This window comes from Alteriqipengyuania flavescens (assembly GCF_030406725.1).
GTDB lineage: Bacteria > Pseudomonadota > Alphaproteobacteria > Sphingomonadales > Sphingomonadaceae > Alteriqipengyuania_B > Alteriqipengyuania_B flavescens.
In genome coordinates this window covers 1,947,836-1,963,224 of the sequence record NZ_CP129107.1, presented here as the reverse complement: position 1 = coordinate 1,963,224, position 15,389 = coordinate 1,947,836, and the positions used below count along the sequence as shown (strand labels likewise).

The following is a 15,389-nucleotide window of genomic DNA, read 5'->3' as shown; positions in this document are numbered from 1 at the left end:
TTCGCTTAGAAGCGGAAACCGACGCCTGCCATCACCTGATGACGGTCGAGGTCGACGTCGAAGTTGTTGCTGTCGGCGACATCGGCGTCACCGAAATCGACTTCGGCGTTCGAGTAGTTGGAATAACGGTACTCGAGCTTGACGAAGCTGTTGGTGCCGATGGCGTACTCACCGCCAGCGCCGATCCGATAGCCCTCGGCATCGATGTTACGTTCGAACTCGTTACCGGTGGTGCGGGAAACGGCATCGAAGCGAGCGTTGGTGTAGCCGCCCTTCACGTACAGCAGGGTCTGCGGCGAAACCAGCGCGCCGATGCGGGCACCGACGTAGATGTCGCGGCCGGCATTCACGCCGCCGAGGTCGGGGATCGCTTCGCGGTCGCCGTCTTCCACGCCGTATTCGGCGGTCGAACCCATGTATTCGGCTTCGACACCGATGAGAGCGCCACCGGCTGCGAAATCGTAACCGACGCCGACGCCGTAGCCGACGCCATCGATGGACTGATCATCATTGTCGTTCGCGTCGTTATCTTCGGTGCTACCGGCGCGGACCTGGTCGTAACCGACGAGGACTTCGGCGCGCGGACCGGTGAAGCTGTTGTTCACGTCCTGGGCCAGGGCGGGCGTGGCAATCGCCATCGCCGAACCGGCGACCAGCAGTGCAGAGAGGGTCTTTTTCATTATGTACTCCATTCATCAGCAGCTTTCGTGCTGCATGTGACTGTACAATTCTTTCGTGGCGGCGCAGTTTCCTGAACGCTGCACAACAAGAAAATTGTTGCACGAATGTCACGGCCCATTTGGCGTGGCCCAATGAAATCAGTGACTTGAACGATTATTCAGGATCGGGTTCCCAAATTTTCGACGAACGGCAGGGCCTCTCCGGCAAGCAAAATGCATTCGTCCGTGAAAAATCCTGTCGCGCCGCCTATATGGGCCGCTCCCATGGCCGATACGAACCTCATGACCATTCCCGGCGCCGTCGATCCGGTGCCCGTTTCGCGCGAAATCACGCCGCGCACCGACGGGCGCATCGACCTGATGGGACTGCCGCGCACGCGGATCGCCGAAATCTTCGCCGAGGCGGGGCTCGACCCGAGGCAGGCGAAGCTGCGTTCGAAGCAGGTCTACCACTGGCTCTATCACCGCGGCGTGACCGATTTCGACGTCATGACGGACATCGGCAAGACCATGCGCCCCTGGCTGGCAGAACGCTTCGTCGTCGGCCGGCCCAACGTGGTCGAGGCGCAGCATTCCACCGATGGCACGCGCAAGTGGCTGCTGCGGACCGACGACGGCCACGATTTCGAGATGGTCTTCATCCCCGATGCCGATCGCGGCACCCTGTGCGTGTCGAGCCAGGTGGGCTGCACGCTCAACTGCCGGTTCTGCCACACCGGCACGATGAAGCTGGTGCGCAACCTGACCCCGGGCGAGATCGTGGGCCAGGTCATGCTGGCACGCGACGCGCTGGGCGAATGGCCGAAAGGTCGGATGGACGTGTCCGAGGATGCGGACGAGGCGGAATACACCGCCGACGGCCGGCTGCTGACGAATATCGTGATGATGGGCATGGGCGAACCGCTCTACAATTTCGACAATGTCCGCGATGCGCTGCGCATCGTGATGGACGGCGAAGGCCTCGCTCTGTCGAAGCGCCGCATCACCCTGTCGACCAGCGGCGTGGTCCCGATGATCGAGAAATGCGGCGACGAGATCGGCGTGAACCTCGCCGTGTCGCTCCACGCGGTGACCAAGGACATCCGCGACGAGATCGTGCCGCTGAACAGGAAATACGGCATTCCGGAACTGCTGGCCGCCTGCGCCGCCTATCCCAAGGCGTCGAACGCGCGGCGCATCACGTTCGAATACGTGATGCTGAAGGACAAGAACGACAGCGACGAGGATGCGCGCGAACTTGTGCGGCTGATCCGCGAATACGACCTGCCGGCGAAAGTGAACCTGATCCCGTTCAACCCGTGGCCGGGCAGCGCCTACGAATGCTCGACGCCCGAGCGGATCAAATCGTTCAGCAACATCGTGTTCGAAGCTGGCATCAGCGCCCCGGTGCGCACCCCCCGCGGGCGCGATATCGACGCCGCCTGCGGCCAGCTGAAGACGGCGGCGGAAAAGAAGAGCCGCGCGGAGCGGGATCGCGAAGCGGCTGCGGCTGCGGACGCCCACGCACACGCGGCCGAATGAGCGATCCGGCCACTCTCGCATTTTACGAGCGGGAGGCGCCAAGATACACCGCCAGCACGGCCGAGATGCACGTTCGGCATCTCGACCCGTTCCTCGACCGGCTGCCCGATGGTGCGCGCATCCTCGAACTCGGCTGCGGCGTCGGGCGCGACGCGGCGCGCATGGCCGTCCGCGGTTTCGCTATCGACGCGACGGACGGCGCGGCGGCGATGGTACGCAAGGCGCGCGAACGCTTCGGCCTAAAAGCGCGGCAGATGCGCTTCGACGAGCTCGATGCCGAGGCGGCTTACGATGCGGTCTGGGCCCATGCCAGCCTGCTGCACCTGACGCGCGCGGACCTGCCCGATGCGCTCCGCCGGATATTCCATGCGCTGACGGCGGGCGGCTGGCATTTCGCCAATTTCAAGCTCGGTGATGCGGATCAACCGGACGAAGGGCGCGATCTGCTCGGCCGGTGGACCAGCCTCCCCTCGCCTGAATGGCTTGTCGGGCAGTATGGGCACGCGGGCTTCCGCGCGGTCGAGACCGAACGCTATCCCGGCAAGGGCTGCGACGGTACGCAGCGCGACTGGCTGGCGCTGGCGGTGCGCAAGCCGTGAAGGTCGCTATCGATGCCATCTGCGCGGGCGGGATTGCCCCCATGCCGCGCGGCAAGCCCAGCGGCATCGCCAAGCAACCCCTGGAAGGCAGCATCGCAATTGGCTCGCGCGGTATTGCCGCAGACGAGCAGGCGGATCGCCGCCATCACGGCTATCCGGCAATGGCGCTGCACCAGTTCCCGCGAGCCCATTACGACTGGCTACGCGTGCGCTTCGGCTCCCTCCCCCGGCTCGCCGGTCCCGGCAGCATGGGCGAAAACCTTTCCGTCGGCATGATCGACGAGGCGCAGGTGCACATCGGCGACCGCTTCCGCCTCGGCAGCGCGCTGATCGAGCTGACCCAGCCGCGCCAGCCCTGCGCCACGATCGAACGCCACCTCGGCACGAAAGGCATCGTTGCCGCGATGGTGGAAGCGGGAATCAGCGGCTGGTTCTACCGCGTGCTGGAGGGCGGATCCGCATCGGCAGGCGATAATCTTGAACGGATCGAGACCGGCAGCGCCCAATGGCCCGTGCGCCGCGCCTTCCTCGCCGTATACGGCAAGAACAAGGTATCGCGGTCGGAACTGGAGGAATTGCGCAGCCTGCCGCGCGTGTCGGACCGCCTGGTGCGCGACATCGACAAGCGGCTGGGCCTGGGGGCGAGCTGACGGGAACCCGATCCAACCCCTTTCCTACAATCCGCCATTGTGGTGAAAGGGGCCCATGACCCGGCGCAATCCCAGCTTCGACCTGACTTTTCGCGCCCGAAACGCCTTTGCGCATTTTCGCCCTGGACCGTGTTCCATGTGTTCCATCTGGTTGGAAACGCCTTGCGCATGACGCGCCCGGCGGTCCTCGTCACGGGCGGTGCCAGGCGGATCGGTGCGGCCATCGCACGGGCCTTTGGCGCGGCGGGATGGCATGTCATCATCCACTACCGCACGTCCGAACGTGCCGCGCGGGAACTGGCCGACAGCCTGCCCGAAGCAAGCACGGTGCAGGCGGACTTGCTGGCAGAAGGCGCGGCCGCCGCATTGTCGCAGCAACTGGCCGCGCAGCACGCGGACTGGCGGTGCCTCGTCAACTCGGCCTCGGTGTTCGAGTATGACGACGCGGCCTCGCTCGATCCCGCGCTGGCCGCACGGGCCATGCGGATCAACGCCATTGCACCCGCCCGACTTGCGCAGGCCTTCCTCGCGCACAGCCGCGCCGATGCGCGAACCGTGATCCAGGTGACCGACCAGAAGCTCGCCAACCCGAACCCCGACTTCTTCAGCTACTCGATGAGCAAGCACGCGCTCGCCGCCACGATCCCGATGCTGGCCAAAGCGGCGGAAAGCAACGCCGACCGCATCTACGGCCTTGCACCCGGAGCCATCCTCGCCAGCCACGACCAGGACGAGGCCGAGACCGAACGCTCCCACCGGCTCAACCTCCTAGCCCGCCGGACCGAGGCAAGCGAGGTGGCCGACGCGGCGCTGTTCCTCGCCTCCGGTACGCTGGCCAGCGGCCAGACGCTATTCGTGGATTCCGGCCAGCACTTGCTCGACCAGCCGCGCGATGTCATCTTCCTCGCCCGAGAGTGGGCCGGGACATGAAACGGCATTCTGCAGTGACCCGTATCTGGCACTGGATCAACCTTGCCTGCGTGGTGATCCTGTTCATGAGCGGGCTGAACATCGCGAACGCGCACAACCGGCTCTATTGGGGCAGTTCGGGCTTCGAGGAAGGCACCGAATGGCTGGCCTACTCCGACTTCCCGGATTGGGCCCTGATACCCGGTAGCTACAACCTTGCCGCCGCGCGCGACTGGCACTTGCTGATGGCCTGGCCCTTCGCTTTCGGCCTGCTCGCCTTCCTCGTGTTGTCGCTGGTCAATCGCCATGCGCAGCGTGACCTCACCACCCGGCCGCGCGAATGGCGCTGGTCCAACATCCGCGAGGACATCGTCCAGCACCTCAAGCTCAACTTCGAGCACGGGGATGCGAAGTACAACTTCCTGCAGAAAGTGACCTACGGCGTGGTGGTGTTCGTCATCCTGCCGCTGCTGATCGTAACCGGCCTGATGATGAGCCCGGCGATGTCCGCTAGCCTGGAAGTGTTCCTCCACCTTCTGGGCGGGCGGCAGAGCGCGCGGTCGATCCACTTCATCTGCGCCTTTGCGCTGCTCGGTTTCTTGGTCCTCCACGTGGCGTTGGTGATCCTGGCCGGCCCCATCGGGCAGATCCGCGACATGATAACGGGCGGCAGACTCGAGGCAGAGCGATGAAGCGCCGCTCCGCCATCGCCGTGCTCGCCGCCGGTTTCCTCGCCGGGTGCAAGAAAGTGCAGGAAAGCGCGCCGATGAAGCGCCTGTTCGCCGCCAACGACGGTTTCCACGAAGGGTTGCACAACGTGCTCGGCCGCCGCACGGCGCTGGCTCGCGAGTATCCTGCGAGCATGATCGACCACAACTTCCGTGGCAACGGCTCGCGCACGGTCGATACGCCCGAGTACCGTGCACAGCTTGCCGCCGGCTTTCCCGACTGGACGCTTGAGGTCGGCGGACTGGTCGACACGCCGCTGTCGCTCACGCTAGACAACATCCGCCGCCTGCCCCAGCGCACCCAGATCACGCGGCACGATTGCGTCGAAGGCTGGAGCGCGATCGGCGAATGGCAGGGGCCGCAGCTGTCGGTGCTGCTGGAAGCGGCCGGCCTGAATCCGGCAGCGCGCTTCATCGTGTTCCGCTGCGCCGATACGCTGAGCGGGCGGCGATACTACGAGAGCATAGACCTGGTGGATGCGATGCATCCGCAGACCATCGTCGCGCATCGGCTGAACGGCGAGGACCTGCCGGAGAAGAACGGCGCGCCGCTGCGCATGCGGATAGAGCGGCAGCTGGGCTACAAGCACGCGAAATACCTCACCGGGATCGAAGCGGTCGCCTCGCTCGACGATATCGAGGGTGGCAAGGGCGGATACTGGGAGGACCGCTCCGGCTACCAGTGGTACGCGGGCATTTGACGTGCCTGCGCGGGGCAGGGCCGAGCGCGCCGTTGCGCCATCTGCCGGGGCGCAGCACACCGCTTACATGAGCGACACGTCCGACCCTGCCAAGGTGCAACACTGCGACGATCTCGGTGCGCTGCAGGGGTGGTCGGCACAGGATTACGGGGCGAACCTGGTGGTGCGCTTGCAGAACACGAAGCAGGTCACCGGCGGCAAGCCCGAAGTGGTCGAAACGCGCCTGTTGCTCAGCAAGGAGCAGGCCGTGTTGCTGGGCAACATGCTGTTCGAGATGTCGGGCCGCCTGCCCCCGCCGCAGCGCAAGGTGCCGCTGACCGACCAGATCGTGCCCCGGATTGCGGGCAAGAAGCGCTAGCGATTAGCGCTCGGTCAGGCCGCGCCGTGCGAACCAGTCGGCCAGCCTCGCCTGCGCAGGCGGATCGAGATGGAGGCCGAGCTTGCTCCGCCGCCACAGCACGTCCTCGGCGCTGCGGGCGAATTCGTGCTCGACGAGGTAGGCAACCTCGTCTTCGAACAGATCGCTACCGAAGTGCTCGCCCATCTCCTCCGGCCGCGCTGCATCGCCGATCACGGCATCGATGCGGGTGCCGTACGCGCGGGCCAGGCGCATGAGATGCTCGGGCGCAAAGGCGGGATAGCGGTCGAGGACGTGAGCGATGAAACCGTCGAAGTCCCCCTTCACCATGTCCCCGCCCGGCAGCGGCTCCATCGCCGTCCACTCTTCGCCCGGTATAGCCATCACGCCCGACAATCGCTCCAGCGCATGCTCCGCCAACTTGCGGTAGGTCGTGATCTTGCCGCCGAAAATCGACAGGATTGGCGCGCCGCCTTCGCTATCGAGTTCGAACACGTAATCGCGCGTGACCGTGGAATTGCTGGCGGACTTGTCTTCGTAAAGCGGCCGAACGCCGGAATAGCTCGACACCGCCTGCTCGGGGCTGACAGGCGCGGCGAGATACTCGTTCACCGCAGCGCAAATGTAATCGGCCTCCTCGCGCGAAATCTCGACCACTTGCGGATCGCCGTCGAAGCCGAGATCGGTCGTGCCGACCAACGTGAATTCACGTTCGTAGGGGATGGCAAACACGATCCGGTCGTCGCGGTTCTGGAAGATGTAGCAGTGATCGCCTTCGAACAGGCGTGGGAAGATGAGGTGACTGCCTTTCACCATCCGCAAGTTCGCATGGCGCTCTTCCGGAACGGCGCGGGCGAGCACCTTGTCGACCCACGGGCCGGCAGCATTCACCACTACTTTCGCCGACACCGCCGTCTCGGCATCGGCTGAACGCAACGTCGCGGTCCAGCCGCTTTTACCCCGCTCCAGCGCGGTGCATTCGGTCCGCGTTCGCACATCCGCACCCTTCGCCGCCGCGTCCACGGCGTTGAGCGCGACGAGGCGCGAATCCTCGACCCAGCAATCGGAATACTCGAAGCCCCTCGTCAACCTGTCCTGAAGAATCTGTCCGTGCGGCGGCTGCGTCAGGTCGATGCTGCGCGTCGGCGGCAGGCGTTTGCGGCCGCCGAGATGATCGTAGAGGAACAGGCCGAGGCGCAGCATCCACTTCGGCCTGAGGCCCCTGTCATGCGGCAGTACGAAGCGCAGCGGCCAGATGATGTGCGGCGCAAGACCCCACAGGCGCTCGCGTTCGATCAGGCTTTCGCGCACCAAGCGGAATTCGTAGTGTTCGAGATAGCGCAGCCCGCCGTGAACGAGCTTGGTGCTGGCCGACGACGTATGGCCGGCAAGGTCGTCTTTCTCCACCAGCAACACGCGCATGTCGCGCCCTGCCGCATCGCGGGCGATCCCGGCCCCGTTGATGCCGCCGCCTATGACCAGTAGGTCAAATTGCTCGTTCACGTCGCAGCCTCCAGATGAAAGATCGGGCCGGCCTCGCGATAGGGCAGCCGAAGCTGCAGGCCAAGGACGGCGAGCGCGCCGTGGAAGTGGCGGACATTCCGTCCGCTAGGCGCGGCCGTCGTCAGCGTCATCGCGCACATCGCGCAAATCGCTTTCCGTATAGGACGCTCTGCTGCAATTCAGCCTTCCGACGGATAGAGGCGGCTCATCGTATTCCAGTCTTCGGCGATGATCTCCTCCAGCACGTCAAGGTCGATATCGGCCAGCTTGTTGACATACACGCAGCTCGCGCCAGTCGTGTGCTTGCCCAGCCGCGTCAGTTGTGCATCGCGCAACTTGCCCGTCGCCTCGTCGCAATATCCGCCCATGAAATAGAACGAATGTTTCGCTTTTCGCGGACTGAACCCGGTGCGCAGCCAGTGCACCTCGCGCCCGCTATCGTAAGTGGTGCGATAGTCGCCGTAGCCGATGATCGACGGCCCCCACATCACCGGCTCCTGTCCCGTGACCTTGCGGAAAAGCGCGTCCAGCGTCTTCGCCTCCTCGCGCTTCCGCTCGTGATCGATCGCCTCGATGAAAGTTGCAGGCGAGACATCGGTGGGCTGTGTTTTCGCATCGGACATGCGCGATGCGTAGCACGATGTCGCAGCCGACCGAAACGCTTGCCAGCACGCCTGTGCTTTGCGACTGTCGCTGAATGATGTCGCGCCTTCTCGCCCTGCTCGCTGCCACACTCGGATTGATCCTCTCCGCAATACCCGCCGCTGCCGAAGTGACGGTGACCTTCCACAGCTTCAACGGCAGCCTCTTCGGTCGATACCCCCACACTTTCGTGAGCTTCGAAGGAACGCTGGATTCGACCGGCACCCATGTCAGCGAGAATTTCGGTTTCACCGCGAAGAGCGTGACACCGGCCGTCCTCACCAGTTGGGTCCGCCACGAGGTCCATAGCGAGGGGGCAGAATACATTGCCGCCAGCAACATCCACTTTTCTGTGTCGGTCGACGATGCGACCTACCTGGCGATGAAGGCGGAAGTCTTCACGTGGGAGGACATGCCGGGCAAGTTCTACCAGCTCGACAGCAACAACTGCGTGCATTTCGTCGCGGCCATCGCGCGTATTGCCGGGCTGGAGGCGGACGTGCCGCGCGAATATGTGCGGCGCCCCAAGAGCTGGCTCAATTACATCGCCGCAAAGAACCCCGAACTGGGCGCCGCCGCGGTCGACTGAGCCGGCGGTTTCACCCGAAACATTTGCGCCCGTCCCGCCGCGCTGATACCCGCGCGCCGACTTCATGGAGCGCAATGCAATGTCCGATACCGCCAGCCCCGCCATCAAGCGCGTCGTCCTCGCCTATTCCGGTGGGCTTGACACCTCCGTCATCGCCAAGTGGCTGGAAGTGGAACGCGGGCTGGAAGTGGTCACATTCACCGCCGATCTCGGCCAGGGCGAGGAAGTAGAGCCCGCCCGGCAGAAGGCGCGCGCCATGGGCATCCCCGACAAGCACATATTCATTGAGGATTTGCGCGAGGAGTTCGCGCGCGATTTCGTGTTCCCGATGATGCGGGCCAACGCCCGGTACGAAGGCGATTATCTGCTCGGGACCAGCATCGCCCGCCCGCTGATATCCAAGCGCCTTGTCGAAATTGCGCGGGAGACCGAGGCCGATGCGATCGCTCACGGCGCCACGGGCAAAGGCAACGACCAGGTCCGTTTCGAACTGTCCGCTTATGCGCTCGACCCGGACATCAAGGTCATCGCCCCGTGGCGCGAATGGGACCTTACCAGCCGCACCGCTCTCATCGCCTGGGCGGAAAAGCACCAGATCGCGGTGCCGAAGGACAAGCGCGGCGAGAGCCCCTTCTCGACCGATGCGAACCTGCTGCACACCTCGTCGGAGGGCAAGGTGCTGGAGGATCCGTGGGAGGAAACGCCGGACTACGTCTATTCGCGCACGGCGAACCCGGAAGACGCGCCGGATGAGCCGGAATACATCACCATCGATTTCGAGAAAGGCGACGGGGTTGCCCTGAACGGCGAGGCGATGAGCCCCGCCACCTTGCTCGAGGCGCTCAACGAGCTTGGCCGCAAGCACGGCATCGGCCGGCTCGACCTCGTCGAGAACCGCTTCGTTGGCATGAAATCGCGCGGCATGTATGAAACACCGGGGGGCGAGATCTATGCTCGGGCGCATCGCGGTATCGAGCAGATTACGCTCGACCGGGGGGCCGCACACCTCAAGGACGAGCTGATGCCGCGTTACGCGGAGCTTATCTACAACGGCCTGTGGTTCAGCCCCGAACGGGAGATGCTGCAAGCCGCAATCGACCTGTCGCAGCAGCGTGTGAATGGCACGGTCCGACTGAAGCTGTACAAGGGCAACGCCGACGTGGTCGGACGCAAGAGCGCGGATACGCTCTACTCCGAAGCGCACGTGACGTTCGAGGATGACGCCGGTGCCTACGACCAGCGGGATGCAGCCGGCTTCATCAATCTCAATGCGCTTCGCCTGAAGCTGCTCGCCAAGCGGGATTCCCGATAATTTCCCAATACCGTTGACTACGGCAAGATCGTTTCGCCCCGCCCTTCGCAGGCGCACAATGGTTATCCACAGTTGTCCACTGCTGAATCGGTGGAAAGTGGATAAGTCAGCCTTGCAATGCTTGAGAGAATCGCCTTTCCGGCGCAGTTTCAAGTTGTCGAAAGGGCGAGAACCTCTTCTAAACGGACGATCTAACGATCTGAAGTGACGAGAGATTTGTTGAAGACTTTCGACACGATGCGGGAGCTCGCAGCGGACCTTCGGGAATGCAGCGGAACCGCATCGGAAGGCCGGACTTTCCGGCTTGCGCGATCCACGGAACGAAGCTGCTTCGGCAGCGGAGGACCCGGACCGGATGGTGAGGAGGATTGGCGGCTTCGGCCGCAGGAAGCCTCGCCGGAAGACGCGGACCCACGGGGAATGCTTCGGCAGGAACCACGGGAAAGCCGGCGCAAGACGGGCCAGGAGGACGGTCTCGGAACCGACGGGCGGACCGGGGAAGGCAGCGCGAACTCGCTTCGCAACGCCGGAACCACCGCCTGACGGAACCGGATGCCGGCGCGAGCGCCAGCGATAATGCCGCATATCCCCCCCGGGATTGCAGCAGGACGCCGGTAGCCAAGTCATCGGTCTTCGGACCAATGCCACGCGACGGCGAGAGTGGGGTCGGCAGCAATGCCGGCCCCATTTTCTTTGTGCCCCTGCCCGCCATTCCCATCTTCCGGAAGCGGCAATTGGGACCGATTCTTCGCCCGAAAGCGGCCAAAGTTGCCGCGAAATCGCCATATTCGCTCGTCCTGCCGCAGTCCCCTCACCGTTCGTCGACTCCGCGCATTCCGCATTCGCGCGGCTCCTGTATGAGCGCCGAAACCTGACGGAGGGGCACAACATGTTGCGCACCACACTACGCATGACCGCACTATCTGCCGCAGCCTTCGCGCTGGTGGCTCCGCTCACCCAGGCCGAGGTCGCGCTGGCGGAGGAGCCTGCCGCGCTGGTCGACACCGCTGCCACTGCCGGCTTCGACGCCGCCTTCGGCTCCGTCCCCGCCCCCGCCGCGGAGCCGGTCGCCATTCCCGAGCATGCCGTCGACCTCGAGACCATCGAGCCGCCGATCGAGGCAGTCCCCGCCGCAACCGCCATCGCCGGCGGCCGCGCCAGCTACTACGGTCGGCGCTTCCACGGCCGCCGCACGGCCAGCGGGGAGGCATTCAACATGAACGCCATGACCGCCGCGCACCGCACCCTGCCCTTCGGCACCCGCGTGCGCGTGACCAACACGCGGACCGGCGCCAGCGTGATCGTGCGCATCAACGACCGCGGCCCCTTCCACGGCAACCGCGTGATCGACGTCAGCCGCGCCGCCGCGGGCGAGCTCGGCCTGATCCGCTCAGGCACCGGCACCGTCAGCCTCGAGGTCCTCGACTAGCGTTTCCGAGGGCGGCGTCTCCTCCACCTCCACCAGCGTCCCGTCCTCCTCGCGGGTGTACAGCGCGAAGTCCGCGCCCACGCGCCACCAGTCCGTGAACCCGTCCTCGTACGCCTGGAGCTGGCAGGCCTCCACCTCGGCATAGCCGCCCTCCCCCGCCAGCTCGGCGAGCTCCTCCATGGTCGGCGCCCCCTCCGGCCGCGCCTCGTCCATCTCACCATACAGGCGCGAGAGGGCGGAGAAGTGCGGGCAATCCCGGCACTCGGGGAAGTCCGGCCGCTCGCAGCACGGCGAGTGCCCGTCTCCCATGTTCGTCACCGGCGTCGGCCCCGCCCCCGTCATGCGGTAATGCGGCCGCCCGTTGTCCACGCCCGCGCGCGCCGCGGGGCAGGTGCACGGCGGCGCCACATCGTCCGCCGTCACCTGTTGGACCGGTGTAGGAGCCGCGCCCGCGCCAACCCTTTCCGATGGAACAGGTGGAACACCCTTCTGCGGAGAACCCGGCCGCAACAGCTGCGCCACCCGCGCCGGCGGCAGCGCATCCTCCGCCTCCCCGCCGCGCGCAAGCGCCGCGATCGCATCGTCGAGCAGGTCGAGCGCGCCTGCGACCTCGGGCCGCTCCTCCAGCCGGTCGAGCCGCGCCAGGTGGGCGAGCAGCAGGCGGCTGTCGAACCGCCGCCGCCGCGCGACCTCCTCGCCGTGATAGAACACCGCTTCCTCCACCCCGTTGATGGCGCGGTCCGCCAGCGTGGCCTCCGCATGGGCCCGCGCGGCGAGCAGCGCCGCATCCCACAGCCGCGCGAGCACGGGGGAAGCCCGGCGCGCCCGATAGGCCGTCTGCGCAGAGATCCGCGCGACCCGGCACGCCACGCGGACATTGCCGAACAGCTGCAACGACTGGAGGAATTCCCCCTTCGCCCGCGGGGTAAAGACGGTGTGGCGCGATCTGTCCGTGTGAGTCCCCGCGCGAATCCCCGCGCGAGTCCCCGCGCAGGCGGGGACCTCAGTAGGCAAGCGAGAGGCCTCCTGAGTCCCGGCGAAAGCCGGGACCTCCCCCGGCAAGCGAGAGTCCCCCTCCACCCCGGAGAAGCCCCCACAAGGCCCGCCCGCCCCGCCCTCCATTGGATCGGCGACCGGCCCAGAGATCGGCAGGCCGACCGGATCACTGGCCTCGCCAGCGGTGAGCCCGGCAAAGTCGGGATGATCGATGATGTGCGGCGTTACGTCGGTACGGGAAAAGTCCATGGTTCGCTCCTGAGGGAGTGGGAGGGAACCGGACTATCTAGGCGGATGGGGGCGTGTAGGAAAATGGGCGGGTGCATCTCAACCCTTGCTGGGCCGCGGAAAGACGCTGGCGCTGGAGGTGGTCGATTATGGGGCGGTGCATCACTTGATCTGGTTCACTGCCATCGACGAGGCCAAGGAAACTTGGTGCGCCCCCAACCCGAGTTTGCGGATCCAGGACAACTGGACGACGGGGCGGATCAGCGCTGCTCGACAGCAACGCACCGTCGATAATCGGAAAATCGCTCGCCGTCGGAGCGCTCGGTGCGGAGTCCGTTGACCTCCCACGGCTTGCACAATCTGCACCTGCCGCGACGGTTGCGCGTTCGGCCTCGCTTATGATGCATGGGTCTCAGCCTTGCTCTCAACCGGCTGCTGGCTAAGAGGGCGACATGGGGAGCAGTGGCGAACTAAGCAAGTGGTGCAGTTCATTTGTTGTCCCCGGAACGCCCGATCCATCTCAAGGAATTTTCTCCGCCGTTTGCTTCCAAAAACCGATAAAGTCCTTATTCTTGCGCTGTGACAAAAGATATAAACCAGCATATCAGGGAGTATCTCGACAGATACTTGGCGCGAAAACCCAAGTATGCCGTTCTCATTTCCGGCGCATGGGGATCCGGCAAGACATTCTTGGTTCGAGACCATCTTAAGGGAAAAGCGTCGGTTCTCAGTATAAGTGCGAATGGTGTTGCGACGACGAGGGCGCTTATCGAGCGGCTATATCTCGCGGCCTATCCAGTTTTGGCCGATAAGACCTTAAGGGCGCTGGGAAGTCTGACAAAAACTGTTGCAGGCGCCTTCAGGGTCCAGTCCGACCTAAAAATCGACGATCTCTTCGATTTAGACAAGATCAACACCATCATTGTCGACGATATCGAGCGTTCAAAAATTCCGATTGAAGAATTGTTCGGATTCCTAAATGAGTTCGTCGAACACGATGATAAGCATCTTATCCTTATTGGTCATGAGGACGAAGTTCTAGAAAAAGAGAGATATGCACAAATAAAGGAAAAAGTAGTAGGCTTTACTATTGAGGTTGAACCAGATTACAGATCGGTCCTTTCAAAGTTAACGCAGGCGGGATCAGATTACGATCTCTTCGTAATGGAAAATAAGCTAAGATTTCTTGAGATCTTCCGTGAAGGCGAATTGAGAAATCTTCGCATCATCGAGAACGCGTTGGAAGATGCAGAAAGTGTATTTCAAGAATGTCAATCTTCAGGGATTTCCGACCCTCACTTGTCAGGAGTTTATTTTCCCTTTTTCCTTTTAGCCTACCATTTTCGTAAGGGTGATATTACGAAGGAGGATATTGAGCGTCGACAGCCTGATTCTTTCACTAGAGCCTTTCTTAAAAGCAAAGAGGATTTTGAGCCTGAAGGTGTTGAGAAATTTGATCAATACTATACCAATGTCGATCTCTTAACCTCCGATATCGACAATGATTTCCTTGTCGCCAAGCTGTGCGAGGGGCGCGAGGCTTCAGAATTTTTGAGACGAACGCTGGGTGATATCAAAGGTCGCAGTGATCCAGAGTCAAACCCTGAATGGCGTAACCTCTGGTATTACCTTCATCAAGATGACGACGTGATTAAGTCGTCTTTCGACCGGATGATGAAGAAGTTCGACAAACGGAAGTATACGGACGCAGGCGAAATACTGCATGTGTTCGGGCTTCTCTATGAGATGAGAAACCTTGGCCTCTTAGCGATGGAAAAGGCCGATATCGAAAAATCATGCGCAGAATATCTCGACGACCTCTTAGCGTCTTCCACCCTTCCCCTGTTAGAAAATGACTACCTCGGTGGATTTCGGCATGGGGCGGCACATGGCCTCGGCTTTACCAACGCCAACGAACCGGGCTTCAAGCGGCTTTATTCTTACTTCAGAAAGCGATCCGATGAGTGGAGGGACGTAAGCATTAAAGCTGAACTAGAAGACATTTTTCTCGCCGCCAATTTCGATGTGGATATGTTCCGAGCGATCATCTTGCAAGGTGAGCGGGGCGACAATGTGTACTCTCGACCGTTCATGCATATTCTCGACCCGAAAACATTTGTGACGGCAATTTTAGCTGAAAACGCCGAAACACAATTTGAAATCCTGTACGCGCTTAGGGGGCGATACGATCAATCACCGTATCCTGAGATTCGGAAATTCGCGGCAGCGTGGCTCCGAAAGGTCATTGACGGACTCCGAAAAGCTCCGAAATCCGAGATCACGAGAAAGCGCCTGAATAAGGTCCTAAATATGACGATCATCGAGCCATCGAAAGTAATGCAGTAGCTCCTCTTGACTTAAACTGAACGTTCATTCGGTTATAATGACTTGAGATCAGTGCTCAATTAGCCAGCAGCCTCCCGCGCTCGCTCCAGCATAGGCTTCAAATAAGCCCCCGTATAACTCCCGCTCACCCCCGCCACCTCCCCCGGCGTGCCCCGCGCCACGATCTCACCGCCGCGCACGCCGCGGTGGCGCGGTGGC

16 protein-coding genes are annotated in these 15,389 nt (G+C 63.0%); 11 read left to right on the top strand and 5 right to left on the bottom strand.

Annotation, left to right across the window (positions count from 1 at the left end; translation table 11 throughout):
- Positions 1–5: 5 nt before the first annotated feature.
- Complete coding sequence (locus QQW98_RS10185) at positions 6–680, bottom strand: outer membrane protein (RefSeq protein ID WP_290134833.1); 675 nt, start codon at positions 678–680, stop codon at positions 6–8.
- 264 nt (positions 681–944) lie between these two features.
- On the opposite strand from QQW98_RS10185, the gene rlmN reads away from it, so the two are divergent.
- The 7 genes from rlmN to QQW98_RS10150 all read left to right on the top strand — a co-directional run bounded on the left by rlmN (position 945) and on the right by QQW98_RS10150 (position 6,146).
- Positions 945–2,201 carry a 23S rRNA (adenine(2503)-C(2))-methyltransferase RlmN gene (gene rlmN / locus QQW98_RS10180; protein ID WP_290134832.1) on the top strand — a complete coding sequence of 419 codons (1,257 nt, stop codon included), beginning with the start codon at positions 945–947 and terminating at the stop codon, positions 2,199–2,201.
- Positions 2,198–2,800 (top strand): class I SAM-dependent methyltransferase, encoded by a 603-nt coding sequence (locus QQW98_RS10175; protein ID WP_290134831.1) that lies wholly within the window; start codon positions 2,198–2,200, stop codon positions 2,798–2,800. The genes rlmN and QQW98_RS10175 overlap by 4 nt, the downstream gene beginning before the upstream one ends.
- Positions 2,797–3,450 carry an MOSC domain-containing protein gene (locus QQW98_RS10170; protein ID WP_290134830.1) on the top strand — a complete coding sequence of 218 codons (654 nt, stop codon included), beginning with the start codon at positions 2,797–2,799 and terminating at the stop codon, positions 3,448–3,450. Before QQW98_RS10175 ends, QQW98_RS10170 begins: the two co-directional genes overlap by 4 nt.
- A 168-nt stretch (positions 3,451–3,618) precedes the next feature.
- Positions 3,619–4,380 (top strand): SDR family oxidoreductase, encoded by a 762-nt coding sequence (locus QQW98_RS10165; RefSeq protein ID WP_290134829.1) that lies wholly within the window; start codon positions 3,619–3,621, stop codon positions 4,378–4,380.
- The gene (locus QQW98_RS10160; RefSeq protein WP_290134828.1) at positions 4,377–5,051 is read left to right on the top strand and encodes a cytochrome b/b6 domain-containing protein; all 675 of its coding nucleotides are present in this window, start codon (positions 4,377–4,379) and stop codon (positions 5,049–5,051) included. The genes QQW98_RS10165 and QQW98_RS10160 overlap by 4 nt, the downstream gene beginning before the upstream one ends.
- On the top strand, positions 5,048–5,788 hold the full coding sequence (locus tag QQW98_RS10155) for a molybdopterin-dependent oxidoreductase (RefSeq protein ID WP_290134827.1): 741 nt from the start codon (positions 5,048–5,050) through the stop codon (positions 5,786–5,788). Before QQW98_RS10160 ends, QQW98_RS10155 begins: the two co-directional genes overlap by 4 nt.
- Positions 5,789–5,855: 67 nt before the next feature.
- Entirely contained in the window at positions 5,856–6,146 is a 291-nt protein-coding gene (locus tag QQW98_RS10150; protein ID WP_290134826.1) for a hypothetical protein, read from the top strand.
- Between the two features lie 3 nt (positions 6,147–6,149).
- Here QQW98_RS10150 and glpD read toward each other — a convergent pair whose 3' ends face one another.
- Genes glpD through QQW98_RS10135 form a run of 3 tightly spaced genes read right to left on the bottom strand, consistent with a single transcriptional unit; the run spans position 6,150 to position 8,272 of the window.
- Positions 6,150–7,649, bottom strand: a complete 1,500-nt coding sequence (gene glpD, locus QQW98_RS10145; RefSeq protein WP_290134825.1) for a glycerol-3-phosphate dehydrogenase — start codon at positions 7,647–7,649, stop codon at positions 6,150–6,152.
- Positions 7,646–7,780, bottom strand: coding sequence for a hypothetical protein (locus QQW98_RS10140; RefSeq protein ID WP_290134824.1), 135 nt, complete (start codon positions 7,778–7,780; stop codon positions 7,646–7,648). The genes glpD and QQW98_RS10140 overlap by 4 nt, the downstream gene beginning before the upstream one ends.
- Positions 7,781–7,828: 48 nt before the next feature.
- The gene (locus tag QQW98_RS10135) at positions 7,829–8,272 is read right to left on the bottom strand and encodes a DUF1801 domain-containing protein (protein ID WP_290134823.1); all 444 of its coding nucleotides are present in this window, start codon (positions 8,270–8,272) and stop codon (positions 7,829–7,831) included.
- A gap of 74 nt (positions 8,273–8,346) precedes the next feature.
- Between QQW98_RS10135 and QQW98_RS10130 the strand changes: the two genes are divergently transcribed.
- The 3 genes from QQW98_RS10130 to QQW98_RS10120 all read left to right on the top strand — a co-directional run bounded on the left by QQW98_RS10130 (position 8,347) and on the right by QQW98_RS10120 (position 11,621).
- Positions 8,347–8,880, top strand: a complete 534-nt coding sequence (locus QQW98_RS10130) for a hypothetical protein (RefSeq protein ID WP_290134822.1) — start codon at positions 8,347–8,349, stop codon at positions 8,878–8,880.
- A gap of 79 nt (positions 8,881–8,959) precedes the next feature.
- On the top strand, positions 8,960–10,192 hold the full coding sequence (locus QQW98_RS10125) for an argininosuccinate synthase (RefSeq protein WP_290134821.1): 1,233 nt from the start codon (positions 8,960–8,962) through the stop codon (positions 10,190–10,192).
- Between the two features lie 910 nt (positions 10,193–11,102).
- A complete protein-coding gene (locus QQW98_RS10120) occupies positions 11,103–11,621 on the top strand; it encodes a septal ring lytic transglycosylase RlpA family protein (protein ID WP_290134820.1) in 519 nt (172 codons plus the stop codon).
- On the opposite strand, the gene QQW98_RS10115 is transcribed toward QQW98_RS10120, so the two are convergent.
- Complete coding sequence (locus QQW98_RS10115) at positions 11,583–12,635, bottom strand: hypothetical protein (RefSeq protein WP_290134819.1); 1,053 nt, start codon at positions 12,633–12,635, stop codon at positions 11,583–11,585. The two genes, QQW98_RS10120 and QQW98_RS10115, sit on opposite strands and share 39 nt — an antisense overlap.
- Before the next feature lie 837 nt (positions 12,636–13,472).
- Between QQW98_RS10115 and QQW98_RS10105 the strand changes: the two genes are divergently transcribed.
- Positions 13,473–15,191, top strand: a complete 1,719-nt coding sequence (locus QQW98_RS10105) for a hypothetical protein (protein ID WP_290134817.1) — start codon at positions 13,473–13,475, stop codon at positions 15,189–15,191.
- The last annotated feature ends 198 nt before the right edge of the window (positions 15,192–15,389 follow it).